Origin of the sequence: Ectopseudomonas chengduensis (genome assembly GCF_900102635.1) — a bacterium.
GTDB lineage: Bacteria > Pseudomonadota > Gammaproteobacteria > Pseudomonadales > Pseudomonadaceae > Aquipseudomonas > Aquipseudomonas chengduensis.
In genome coordinates this window covers 167116-179931 of sequence record NZ_FMZQ01000011.1, presented here as the reverse complement: position 1 = coordinate 179931, position 12816 = coordinate 167116, and the positions used below count along the sequence as shown (strand labels likewise).

Annotated in this window: 10 protein-coding genes; 2 read left to right on the top strand and 8 right to left on the bottom strand. The window is 63.6% G+C overall.

Annotated elements, in window-relative coordinates; translation table 11 throughout:
• Positions 1 to 84: 84 nt before the first annotated feature.
• The 8 genes from BLS08_RS17715 to urtA all read right to left on the bottom strand — a co-directional run bounded on the left by BLS08_RS17715 (position 85) and on the right by urtA (position 8255).
• The gene (locus tag BLS08_RS17715) at positions 85 to 1125 is read right to left on the bottom strand and encodes an aliphatic amidase (RefSeq protein WP_017678857.1); all 1041 of its coding nucleotides are present in this window, start codon (positions 1123 to 1125) and stop codon (positions 85 to 87) included.
• A gap of 129 nt (positions 1126 to 1254) precedes the next feature.
• Entirely contained in the window at positions 1255 to 1602 is a 348-nt protein-coding gene (locus BLS08_RS17710) for an FmdB family zinc ribbon protein (RefSeq protein WP_017678856.1), read from the bottom strand.
• 96 nt (positions 1603 to 1698) lie between these two features.
• Positions 1699 to 2928: a formamidase gene (gene fmdA, locus BLS08_RS17705; RefSeq protein WP_017678855.1), complete on the bottom strand. Its 1230-nt coding sequence runs from the start codon at positions 2926 to 2928 to the stop codon at positions 1699 to 1701.
• Positions 2929 to 3203: 275 nt separating this feature from the next.
• Complete coding sequence (urtE, locus tag BLS08_RS17700; protein ID WP_017678854.1) at positions 3204 to 3893, bottom strand: urea ABC transporter ATP-binding subunit UrtE; 690 nt, start codon at positions 3891 to 3893, stop codon at positions 3204 to 3206.
• 97 nt (positions 3894 to 3990) lie between these two features.
• Positions 3991 to 4752, bottom strand: a complete 762-nt coding sequence (urtD, locus tag BLS08_RS17695; RefSeq protein ID WP_017678853.1) for an urea ABC transporter ATP-binding protein UrtD — start codon at positions 4750 to 4752, stop codon at positions 3991 to 3993.
• The gene (gene urtC / locus BLS08_RS17690) at positions 4749 to 5918 is read right to left on the bottom strand and encodes an urea ABC transporter permease subunit UrtC (protein ID WP_017678852.1); all 1170 of its coding nucleotides are present in this window, start codon (positions 5916 to 5918) and stop codon (positions 4749 to 4751) included. Before urtC ends, urtD begins: the two co-directional genes overlap by 4 nt.
• Before the next feature lie 88 nt (positions 5919 to 6006).
• Entirely contained in the window at positions 6007 to 6924 is a 918-nt protein-coding gene (gene urtB, locus BLS08_RS17685) for an urea ABC transporter permease subunit UrtB (RefSeq protein WP_017678851.1), read from the bottom strand.
• Between the two features lie 98 nt (positions 6925 to 7022).
• A complete protein-coding gene (urtA, locus tag BLS08_RS17680) occupies positions 7023 to 8255 on the bottom strand; it encodes an urea ABC transporter substrate-binding protein (RefSeq protein ID WP_017678850.1) in 1233 nt (410 codons plus the stop codon).
• Positions 8256 to 8612: 357 nt separating this feature from the next.
• Here urtA and BLS08_RS17675 point away from each other — a divergent pair, with 357 nt between their 5' ends.
• Together BLS08_RS17675 and BLS08_RS17670 are read left to right on the top strand one after the other, a co-directional pair.
• Entirely contained in the window at positions 8613 to 12008 is a 3396-nt protein-coding gene (locus tag BLS08_RS17675; protein WP_017678849.1) for an ATP-binding protein, read from the top strand.
• The gene (locus tag BLS08_RS17670; RefSeq protein ID WP_017678848.1) at positions 11983 to 12690 is read left to right on the top strand and encodes a response regulator; all 708 of its coding nucleotides are present in this window, start codon (positions 11983 to 11985) and stop codon (positions 12688 to 12690) included. Before BLS08_RS17675 ends, BLS08_RS17670 begins: the two co-directional genes overlap by 26 nt.
• Positions 12691 to 12816: the final 126 nt, after the last annotated feature.

Below are 12816 nucleotides of genomic sequence, written 5' to 3'. Positions count from 1 at the left end.
AGGTGTTGGAAAAGCTCGCGGCTAAAGCCCCTCCTACAACGGCGGTATCCCGTGGGAGGGGCTTTAGCCGCGACAGACGGAGGTTCAGGCCGTGCGTTCCTTGCCCGGATGTGGCAACTCACCCACGGGGCAGTCGGCCACGCCGATGGTCGAGCGGGTGAGTTTCTCCACGTCCTCCTGGGCCTTCTGCGCATCCAGCACCCAGGTGCGGTAGAACTCGAACGGGCAATCGGCCACGCCCTTGTCGCCATCACCGGAGTTGTAGACGCCGGTGTAGCCGCGATGCAGCAGCTTGAACAGGTGGTTCTGCGACTGGTCGTTGGCGCGCGCATCGCGGATCTGCGACACCGACAGCTGGGCGTACTGGATGCCCATTTCCTCCTCGCCGCACTCGCCCAGGGTGCGGCCGTCGAAGCCGATCAGCGCGGAGTGGCCAAAGTAGCTGTACACGCCATCGAAGCCGGTAGCGTTGGCCACCGCCACGTAGCAGTTGTTGGCCCAGGCCATGGTCTTGGCCATCAGCACCTGCTGATCCTTGGCCGGGTACATGTAGCCCTGGCAGCGCACGATCAGCTCGGCGCCCTTCATCGCGCAGTCGCGCCAGATTTCCGGGTAGTTGCCGTCGTCGCAGATGATCAGGCTGATCTTCATGCCCTTGGGGCCTTCGGAGACGTAGGTGCGGTCGCCGGGATACCAGCCCTCGATGGGGCACCAGGGAATGCACTTGCGGTAGCGCTGGACGATCTCGCCCTGATCGTTGATCAGGATGAGCGTGTTGTACGGCGCCTTGTGCGGGTGCTCTTCATGACGCTCACCGGTGAGCGAGAAGATGCCCCAGGTCTTGGCCTCGCGACAGGCGGCGGAGAAGATCGCCGTTTCCTCGCCAGGGATGGTGGCGGCGGTGGCCATCATCTCGTCCTTGTCGTACATGATGCCCATGGTGCTGTACTCGGGGAACACCACCAGGTCCATGCCGGGCAGGCCGAGCTTCATGCCCTTGATCATCTCGGCGATCTTGCGCGCGTTGTCGAGCACTTCGGCCTTGGTATGCAGGCGTGGCATCTTGTAATTGACGACGGCGACGCCGACGGTATCAGGGCTGCTGGAAATATCGCCGTGGCGCATGGCTGTATATCCTCCGGTGACTGCTTGTTAGTGGGAGCGGCTTCAGCCGCGAAATTCTCTATGTGTCGCCGTTTATCGCGGCTGAAACGGAATGCCGCCCAGCCGCTACTACGGGCACATCCGCGGCCGTCAGTGGCTGATCATCCACGGCCGTGCCGATGGGCTGGCCTTGAGGCCGTGGGGGTTGGCCTTGGTGCGTTCGACCGGCTTGCTCGGGCCGCAGCAACTGCAGCCAGCCGGGTGCTTGCGGTTGGCCTTGTATTCCTCGAGGCTCTGCGGCGCGTGGGCGCTGCGCTCGTTGGTTTCATGGGCGCGGCGCTGGCTGCCGGCCATGCTGGTCAGGCCCGGCGCGCTGAGGATCACCCGCTCGCTCGGCGTATCGCAGTACGGGCAGGCGCAAGCGGCGTCACGCTCGGCCATCGGCCGCAGCACGGTGAAATCGCCACAGCTCGGGCAGTCGTATTCGTAGATGGGCATGGCTGGTTCCTCGCAAAAGATAGGACGACGGCGCATTGTGGGAGGCGCTTTAGCGGCGATTGTCGCGGCTGAAGCCCCTCCCACAGGCGGGTACGCTCACTTGTCGTAGGCGATGGGCAGGTCGATGCTGCCGTCGAGGAACTTGGTCGGGCCGCTGGCGCTGGGGTTGATGTCGAACTCGAAGATATCGGTCGGCAGCCACAGCGTGGCGCAGGCGTTGGGGATATCGACCACGCCGCTGATATGCCCCTGCACCGGCGCCGAGCCGAGCAGCGAGTAGCCCTGGGCCGGCGAGTAGCCGAACTTGGTCAGGTAGTTGATGGCGTTGAGGCAGGCCTGTTTGTAGGCCAGGTTGACGTCCAGGTAGTGCTGCTTGCCGTCGTCGTCGACCGAGATGCCTTCGAAGATCAGGTAGTTGTTGTAGGTGGGCACGATCGGGCTGGGCTTGAAGATCGGGTTCTTGATACCGTACTTGGCCATGCCGCCCTTGATCAGCTCGACCTTCATGTGCACCCAGCCAGCCATCTCGATGGCGCCACAGAAGGTGATCTCGCCGTCGCCCTGGCTGAAGTGCAGGTCGCCCACCGACAGGCCGGCGCCATCGACATAGACCGGGAAGAAGATCTTCGAGCCACGCGACAGATCCTTGATGTCGCAGTTGCCGCCATGCTCACGCGGCGGCACGGTGCGCGCGCCGGTAGCGGCCGCCAGGTCGCGTGCCTCGCCCTTCATCTTGCCCATGTGCGCGGTGCTGGCGAACGGCGGGTTGGCCAGCGGCGGTACGCGGGTCGGGTTGGTGTCGATCAGTGCCTGCTCGCGCTTGTTCCAGTCGGCGAGCATCTTGTGATCTGGCAGGCAGCCGATCAGCCCCGGGTGGATAAGGCCGGCGAAACGCACGCCGGGAATGTGCCGGCTCTTGGTGAACATGCCCTCGAAGTCCCAGATCGACTTCTGCGCCGAAGGGAAATGATCGGTGAGAAAACCGCCGCCGTTGTTCTTCGAGAAGAAGCCATTGAAGCCCCACAGCATGTCCTGCTTGGCGCCGATATCGAGCAGCTCGACGATCAGCAGGTCGCCCGGCTGAGCGCCTTTCACGCCCACCGGGCCGGACAGGTAATGCACGGTGGACAGGTCGACGTCACGCACATCGCTGGCGTCGTCATTGTTCTTGATCGCACCGCCGGTCCAGTCGTAGGTCTCGAGAATGAAGTCATCACCCGGGTTGACCCAGCAGGCCATGGGAATGTCCGGGTGCCAGCGGTTGTGCACCTGTTCGTTATCGGTAGCAGCCTGGTTGAGGTCGACCTTGATCAGGGTATCGGTCATGACTGAGCTCCATAAGACCTGTGAGGAATGCCGGCCTGTGCCGGGTACGGAGCCAGTCTCGGACGCGTGGTGAAATCGGCCAATACGTTGGATGACGTATGCCCGCACAGCAGGATTAATGCGGCCTGCAGGCATATTTCGCAGGCGCGAAAAAGCGGCCGCTGCATGGAGAACACAGCGGCCGTAAAGCGGAAATCAATGGTGTAGCCCGGATGAAATCCGGGGACAGACCGAACCTTCGCCCCGGATTGCATCCGGGCTACAAGAGCGGGTCGTCACACCGACAGATAACGGCTGATGCTCGCCTCATCGACCTTGTCGCGAGTTTCCTCGACGACGAACTTGCCCTTTTCGATGACCAGAAAGCGGTCGGCGATTTCCATGGTGAAAGACAGCACCTGCTCGGACACCACGATGGTCAGATCGCGCATGTTGCGGATCTCCTTCAGGCTGCGGGCGATGTCCTTGATGATCGACGGCTGGATGCCCTCGGTCGGCTCATCGAGCAGCAGCACCTTGGGGTTGGTAGCCAATGCGCGGGCGATAGCCAACTGCTGCTGCTGCCCACCGGAAAGGTTGCCGCCCTTGCGGTGGCGCATCTCGAGCAGCACGGGGAACAACGCATAGAGATCGTCCGGCACCTTGCCACCGGCCGACGCCGGCAGGCCGGTCTGGATGTTCTCCAGCACGGTCATGCTGGGGAAGATCATCCGCCCCTGCGGCACGTAGGCGATGCCGCTTTCCACGCGCTGATGGGTTTCCAGTTTCGACACGTCCTTGCCGTCCACGCGAATCTGCCCGCCCCACTGCGGCAGGATGCCCATCAGGCTCTTGAACAAGGTGGTCTTGCCCATGCCGTTGCGGCCCATCACCGCGACGATTTCTTTCTTCGCCACGTCGAGGTTGAGCTCGTGGAGGATCTGGCTCTGGCCGTAGCCAGAAGCGAGGTTGCTGATCTGGAACATGTTTGTCACTCCAACATAGGCGGTGCGCACGGCGCACCCTACGATCTGATACCCGGGTGTAGGGTGCGCCGCGCGCACCGTTTCGTAGCCATGGCCATCAATGCCCCAGATACACCTCGATGACCTTGGGATTGCTCTGCACCGCCTCCATGCTGCCCTCGGCCAGCACCTTGCCCTGGTGCAGCACGGTGACGCGATGGGCGATGCTTTTTACGAACTCCATGTCGTGCTCGATGACCAGCACCGAGCGGCCCTGGCTGATGCGGTTGAGCAGATCGGCGGTGGCCACTCGCTCGCTGACGCTCATACCGGCCACTGGCTCATCGAGCATCAGCAGTTGCGGGTCCTGCATCAGCAGCATGCCGATCTCCAGCCACTGTTTCTGCCCATGCGAGAGCAGATCCGCCTGACGGTGCAAGTGATCACCGAGCATGATTTCCTGCGCCACCTGTTCGACCCGTTCGATCACTTCTTGTGTGCGCTTGAAGAACAGCGCGCCGAACACCTTGCGCCCGGCCGGGTAGGACATTTCCAGGTTCTCGAACACCGTCAGGTTTTCGTAGATCGACGGGTTCTGGAACTTGCGCCCGACGCCGGCACGAACGATGTCGAACTCGCGCATTTTGGTCAGCTCACGGCCGTCGAAATCGATACTGCCGGCAGTGGCCTTGGTCTTGCCGCAGATCAGGTCGAGCACCGTGGTCTTGCCAGCCCCGTTGGGGCCGATCACCACATGCACTTCGTTGCGGTCGACGTAGAGGTTGAGATCATTGACCGCCTTGAAGCCGTCGAAGGACACGGTCAGCCCTTCGATGGCCAGTACCGGCTTGGCGGCCTGAAAGCCTGCTGGGCTGTTCATGGCGTGGTCTCCAGTTCAGGGGTTGGCCGCTTGCTGGGGGCAACGGCAATGGGCTTTGGCGCAGCGGCCACCTGTGGCTTGCGCTGCAAGCGGGCCAGCCAACGCTTGCCGTGGCTGTCCCACAGCCCTGCCAGGCCATTGGGGAAGTACATGACCACGACGATGAACAGGCCGCCCATCAGGTACAGCCACAGCTCGGGGAAGCTCTCGGAGAAGTAGGTCTTGCCGAAGTTGACCAGCAAGGCGCCGTACACCGCGCCGAGCAGCGACAGGCGCCCGCCGACTGCGGCGAAGATGACCATCTCGATCGACGGTACGATGCCGACGAAACTCGGCGACATGAAGCCCACCTGCAGGGTGAACATCGCCCCACCGATACCGGCGAATGCCGCGCCGACGCAGAACACGAAGATCTTGAAGCTGGCCACGTCGTAACCGGAGAAACGCACCCGCTCTTCCTTGTCGCGCATCGCCAACAGCAGGCGACCGAGCTTGGACGCGATGATGAAACGGGCGATGAGAATGCAGCCGATGAGCAGCACCGCACTGACGAAGTAAAGAATCAGCTTGGCCTCGTCGCTGCGGATGTCCCAGCCCTTGAGCGTGCGCAGGTCGGTGATGCCGTTGACCCCACCGGTGAGCCCCTGCTGACCGATGATCAGCACGGTGAGAATCAGCGCGATGGCCTGGGTGACGATGGAGAAATACACGTCACCGACGCGGCGCTTGAACATCGCGATACCGATCACCAAGGCCAGCAATACCGGCACCGCCACTACCGCGATCAGGGTGAAGCTCAGGCTGTGGAAGGGCTCCCAGAACAGCGGCAGTTCGGTGATCTGGTTCCAGTCCATGAAGTCCGGGATGCCGGGGGTGGACTGGATCTTGGTGCTCTCCGGGTCGGATGCCTCGAGCTTGAGGAACATAGCCATGCAGTAACCGCCCAGGCCAAAGAAGATGCCCTGGCCCAGGCTCAGGATGCCGCCATAGCCCCAACACAGCACCAGGCCAACGGCGACGAAGGCGTAGGTCAGGTACTTGCCCACCATGTTCAGGCGGAAGGCATCCAGCGCCAGCGGGAACACCACCAGAATCAGCGCGGCGAGCAGCGCCAGGCCGATGGCGCCTTGCTTGCCGCCAAGCAGTTTGTCGAGTGTCGGATTCATGCTAGTGCCCTCAATTCAACAGTCCCGTAGGAGCCCGCTTGCGGGCGATGAACAGGTTTGCAATCGCCCGCAAGCGGGCTCCTACTTTTCATTTGCGCACCTTGGCCGAGAACAGACCTTGCGGGCGCAGCATCAGGATCAGCACCACGGCAGACAGGGTCAGCACCTTGGCCATCGAACCGCTGGTGAAGAACTCCAGTAGCGATTGCGCCTGGGCGATGCTGAATGCCGAGGCGATGGTGCCGAGCAGGCTGGACGCACCGCCGAACACCACCACCAGGAAGGTGTCGACGATGTACAGGGAACCTGCGGTCGGCCCGGTCGAACCGATGGTGGTGAAGGCCGCGCCCGCCACGCCGGCGACGCCACAGCCGAGGGCGAAGGTCATGCGGTCGACGCGCTTGGTATTGATGCCCACGGAGCGCGCCATCACCCGGTTCTGCATGGTGGCGCGCACCTGCAGGCCCCAGCGCGAGCGGTAGATCATTAGAAACAGCAGCGCGGTGAGCAGCAGGGTCAGGCCCATGACGAACAGGCCGTTGCGCGGAATGTCGATGGCCTCGGTCGGGTTCCAGGAACCCATCAGCCAGTCCGGCAGCGTGGCGCTGACCTCACGCGCGCCGAAGATCGAGCGAAAACCCTGCTGCATCACCAGAGACAGACCCCAGGTCGCCAGCAAGGTGTCCAGCGGACGCTGGTAGAGCTTGCTGATCATCGCCCACTCCACCAGCCAGCCGATGGCGCCGGCGATGAAGAACGAGAGGATGATCGCCAGGAAGAAGTAGTAAGGCCCGAAGGCCGGTGCGTAGCTGGACGTCAGCGAGGACACCACGAAGGTGGTATAGGCGCCGATGGTGAGAAACTCGCCGTGGGCCATGTTGATCACGCCCATCTGCCCGAAGATGATCGCCAGCCCCAGAGCCATCAGCAGCAGCACGCAGAACACGGACAAGCCGTTGAACCCCTGCATGGCTGCGATGGCGCCGAATTCCGATAGCCATTCCATGTCGATGGTCTCCAGAAGAAAAGAGAAAAGCCGGTAGGAGCCGGCTTGCCGGCGATTCATTGATCGCCAGCAAGCTGGCTCCTACGAGAGGGTGTTGCTTACTGGTAGCCTTCCGGGAAGGGGTTCGGCTCGATCAGGTCGGATTCGAACACCACCTTGAACTGACCGTCCTTCTGCACTTCACCGATGCGGGTCTTGCTCCACAGGTGATGGTTGTCGTGCACCTTGACGTAGCCTTCCGGCGCGGTGTCCAGCTCGATGCCCGGAGAAGCGGCGACCACCTTGTCGATGTCGAAGCTGCCGGCTTTCTCCACGGCGGCTTTCCACAGCCACGGACCGAGGTAGGCGGCCTGGGTCACGTCACCGATCACCGCGTCCTTGCCGTACTTGGCCTTGAAGGCTTCGACGAAGGCGGCGTTGTTCGGGTTGTCCAGGCTCTGGAAGTACTTCATCGAGGCGTAGAAGCCGGCCATGTTCTCGCCGCCGATACCCAGCAGCTCGTCTTCGGTGACCGACAGGGTCAGCAGGGTCTGTTTGTCGGCGGTGACGCCAGCGGCTTTCATCTGCTTGTAGAAGGCGACGTTGGAGCCACCGACCACGGCAGCGAAGACTACGTCAGGCTTGCGCAGCTTGATCTTGTTGATCAGCGAGCCGAACTGAGTGTTGCCCAGCGGGTAGTACTCTTCGCCGACGACCTTGCCGCCGAGCACGTTTTCGATGTGCTTGCGTGCGATCTTCATCGAGGTGCGCGGCCAGATGTAGTCTGAGCCGAGCAGGTAGAAGGTCTTGGCGCCCTTCTCCTTGGCGACCCAGTCCAGGCCCGCGAGTATCTGCTGGGTAGCTTCCTGGCCGGTGTAGATGACGTTCTTCGACTGCTCCAGGCCTTCGTAGAAGGTCGGGTAGTAGAGCAGGCCGTTCTCCTTCTCGAACACCGGCAGCACCGCCTTGCGCGAAGCCGAGGTCCAGCAGCCGAACACGGTGGCGACCTTGTCACCAACCAGCAGTTTGCGCGCCTTCTCGGCGAAGGTCGGCCAGTCGGAAGCCCCATCTTCCTGAATGACCTTGATCTGCCGGCCGAGCACACCGCCACTGGCGTTGATCTGCTCGATGGCCAGGCGCTCGGCCTGGATCGAACCGGTTTCGGAAATGGCCATGGTGCCAGTGGCCGAGTGCAGGATACCGACCGTGACCTCGCTGTCGGTCACCGCCAGGCCGGTGGTGTTCACCTCGGCGCTGGCCACATGGCTGAACAGGCTGGCGGCCAGCAGCGAGAGCGCTGCCGCCCCCGCCGCCAGCCGGCGCGGAAGAAGTCGAATCGGTTGAGAGTCCATGGTCGTGCTCCTGTGCTGGTTATTCGTGCCGAACCACGCCGGCTTCGCAGCTAGGATGCGTTTGCCCCTACGAGCGGGGTATACGCAGCATGACGTAAGGGCATACGTCATCTGACGTACAGCGCCCTGCGCCAGCCTGGTGCAAGCTCAGCGCAGAAAAACCAGGCAGACAGAAGCCCGCGCGCGCGGCAGAAGCCTCGCCGAGCCGGGGCATGGAAGTTGCACTTTCTACGCACCGTAGAAGCCTGCTTGCGGGCGATGCGTCCTTCCTGGTCACGCAGATCGCCGGCAAGCCGGCTCCTATAGGGACGCGCGACAGGGACGGTCTTACCCGATAACGTCAGCAGGACTTCGCCCGTGCAGCCAACCGGCACCCAGCGCATCATCAAGATCCGCCGCGACTACAACGCCTGGGTCGCCGACGAGACCATGGAGGATTACGCCCTGCGCTTCACGCCCAGGTCATTCCGCAAGTGGTCGGAGCTGCGCATCGCCAACACCGCGCTCGGCGCCGTGTCGTTCCTCGCCCTGGAAGCCATCGGCGGCGCACTGGCGCTGTCCTACGGTTTCACCAACACCCTGTGGGCGATCCTCGCGGTCAGCCTGGTGATCTTCCTCACCGGCCTGCCGATCAGCTACTACGCCGCCCGCTCCGGCCTGGACATGGACCTGCTGACCCGCGGCGCCGGCTTCGGCTACATCGGCTCGACCATCACCTCGCTGATCTACGCCAGCTTCACCTTCCTGTTCTTCGCCCTCGAAGCGGCGATTATGGCGCTGGCCCTGGAGCTGTACTTCAACATCCCGCTGGCCCTGGCCTATGTGATCTGCTCGATCATCATCATTCCGCTGGTGGCCTATGGCATCACCCTGATCAACCGCCTGCAGATGTGGACGCAGCCCGTGTGGCTGTTTCTGCTGGTGTTGCCCTACGTGTTCGTCATCGCCAAGAACCCCGAAGCCCTATCGGACTGGACCAGCTTCGCCGGCCGCGAGGGCGAACCCGGCAGCTTCAACCTGCTGCACTTCGGCGCCGCCTGCACCGTCGCCCTGGCCTTGATTACGCAGATCGGCGAGCAGGTCGACTACCTGCGCTTCCTGCCGGAGAAAACCCGCGCCAACCGCGTGCGCTGGTGGACGGCGCTGCTGCTGGCCGGCCCCGGCTGGATCATCCCCGGCGCGCTGAAGATGCTCGCCGGCGCCTTCCTCGCCTTTCTCGCCCTGCAGCACGAAATCCCCATAGAGCGCGCCGCCGAGCCGACGCAGATGTACCTGGTGGCCTTCAACTACGTGTTCGCCTCGCCGCAATGGGCACTGGCGGCCATGGTGCTGTTCGTCATAGTCAGTCAGGTAAAAATCAACGTCACCAACGCCTACGCCGGCTCGCTGGCCTGGTCGAATTTCTTCGCCCGCATCACCCACAGCCACCCCGGTCGCGTGGTGTGGCTGGTGTTCAACGTGGCCATCGCCCTGATGCTGATGGAGCTGGGCGTATTCGAAGCGATCGAGGAAGTGCTCGGCCTCTACGCCAATATCGCCATCGCCTGGATCGGCGCACTGGTGGCCGACCTGGTGATCAACAAGCCACTGGGCCTGTCGCCGAAATACATCGAGTTCAAGCGCGCGCACCTCTACGACATCAACCCGGTGGGCGTCGGCGCCATGCTGATCGCCTCCCTGCTCTCGGTGCTTGCCCACGGCGGCCTGTTCGGCGCCCTGGCGCAAGCGGCCTCGCCAGCCGTGGCGCTGGGCTCAGCGTTCCTGCTGGCGCCACTGCTGGCCTGGCTCACCGACGGGCGTTACTACATCGCCCGCGAACGCCAGCCGCACCTGCTCTACCCCTACACCGAAGCCGGCCAGGTGCAGTGCTGCCTGTGCAACAACCGCTTCGAAGAGCCGGACACCGCACACTGCCCGGCCTACGGTGCCCCCATCTGCTCACTGTGTTGTTCGCTCGACGCGCGCTGCGAGGATCGCTGCAAACCCAGAGCCCGCCTCAGCGATCAGCTCGACGACTTCATCGGCTGGCTCTTCCCGCGCGTTTCCATCCCGCGTCTGCACAGCCGCCTGGCGCAGTACCTGGGCCTGCTGAGTCTGCTGGTGCTGATGCTGTTCGGCGCCCTGGCGCTGATCTACAGCCAGGTCTCGCTGAGCCTGCTGACGCAGGAACCGGAAGTCCGCCAGACGCTCTACCAGGCTTTCCTCAAGGCCTTTCTGACCCTCTCGTTGTTCGCTGCCATGCTCGCCTGGTGGCTGGTACTGACCCGCGAAAGCCGCCGCGTGGCGCAGGAGGAGTCGGATCGGCAAACCCTGCTGCTGATGCAGGAGATCGAAGCCCACCGCAAGACCGACGAAGCCCTGCAGCAGGCCAAGGAAGCAGCGGAATCCGCCAACGCGGCGAAAAGCCGCTACGTCACCGGGCTGTCGCACGAATTGCGTACGCCGCTCAACAGCATCCTGGGCTACACCCAGATCCTGCAGCGTGACGCGGCCATGCCGAGCCAGCACCAGGATGCCCTGGCCACCATCCTGCGTAGCGGCTCGCACCTGCTGTCGCTGATCGATGGCCTGCTCGACGTGGCCAAGATCGAAGCCGGCAAACTGCACCTGGAACTGGCGGAAATTCCCTTCCCAGAATTCATCGACCAGATCGAACGCATGTTCACCCCGCAGGCAGCCGAGAAAGGCCTGCGCTTTCGCCTCGAATGCATCGGCCGCATGCCGGCGGTGGTGCGTGGCGACGAGAAACGCGTGCGGCAGATCCTGATCAACCTGTTGGGCAACGCCGTGCGCTTCACCGAGCGCGGCGAGGTGCGTCTGCGCGTGGGCTACATGCGCGAGACAGCGACCTTCGAGATCATCGACACCGGTATCGGCATCGCCCCGGAGCAGATCGAACGGATCTTCCAGCCGTTCGAACGCGGCGACCTGATGCGCCAGGACAACGGTGTCGGCCTCGGCCTGACCATCACCCGCATGCTCACCTCATTGATGGGCGGCGAGCTCTCGGTGCACAGCGAACCTGACCAGGGCACGCGCTTCCAGGTCCGCCTGTTCCTCTCCGAAGTGCGTGTGCCGCAAGCGGTGGTACACGTCGAGCACGACATCACCGGCTACCAGGGGGAGCGCCGTCTGATTCTGGTAGTGGACGATCACCTCGAACATCGCCGCGTGCTCGTCGGCATGCTCGAACCGTTGGGCTTCGAGGTGATCCAGGCCGCCAGCGGCCAGGAGGCGATTCGCCAGGTGGCGCTGCACAACCCGGCGTTGATCCTGATGGACCTGTCCATGCCGCAAATGGATGGCTGGGAAACCAGTCGCCTGATTCGCCGCAACACACGCTGCCAGGCGCCGATCATTGTCATTTCCGCCAATGCGTTCACCGACGACCGCGAACGCAGCATCGCCGCTGACTGCGACGACTACCTGGCCAAACCGGTGTACACCCCACAGTTGCTCGAACGCATCCAGCACCAGCTCGGTCTGACCTGGCTGCGCCGCACTCAGGAGCCGTTGCCGCAGCCTGAAGCCATCACATTGCCGGGCAACGACGACCTACAGGCGCTGCGCGAACTGGGCGCTCTGGGTTACGTGCGCGGCATCCAGCAACGCCTGGACGATATCGACCAGCGCGACCCGGCCTGCGCGGGCTTCACCGCCGCCTTGCGCCTACTGGTGAAGAACTTCCAGCTCGATGAATTCAATCGCCAACTGAAGGAGGCCGAACATGAATGCGCCGCTCCACCAGCCTGAGTCGTGCTCGCCCGCCAGCCTGTCGGCCGAGCGCGGCATCATCCTCATCGTCGACGACACACCGGACAACCTCGCCCTGCTCTCCGACGCCCTCGATGACGCCGGCTACATGGTGCTGGTCGCGCTGGACGGTGTAAGCGCTTTAGGCCGCATCCAGCGGCGCAGGCCCGACCTGATCCTGCTCGACGCGATGATGCCGGGGCTGGATGGTTTCGAGACCTGCCGGCGAATCAAGGCCGAGCCGAGCAGCGCCGATATCCCCGTGCTGTTCATGACCGCCCTGACCGACAGCGAGCACGTGGTGCAGGGCTTCGAGGCCGGCGGCATCGACTACGTGACCAAGCCGATCAACCCCGAGGAGGTGCTCGCCCGCGTCGCCTCGCACCTGCGTACCGCGCGCATCCTGCAGGCTGCACGCGCGGCGTCGAAACCCGTCAGCCTCAGCCTCGACGATGCTCCGGCGCATGCCAAGCTATCGGCGCGCTTCCAGCTCACCGAGCGCGAGGTGCAAGTGCTGCGCTGGGTAGCCTGCGGCAAGACCAACCGCGATATCGGCGACATCCTCGGCCTCAGCCCGCGCACGGTGAACAAGCACCTCGAGCATGTGTACGTGAAGCTCGGCGTGGAAACCCGCACCGCCGCCACCTCGGTGGCGCTGGCGGCAATGAGCGAACGGGGATGATATCCGTGTAGGGCGGGTGCAACCCGCCATTGCCGAACCGGCGGGTTTCACCCGCCCTACAGGATAAGTGAACGCGCGTAGGATGCGCCGTGCGCACCTGGGCAAAGGCGCTGGTGCGCGCGGCAC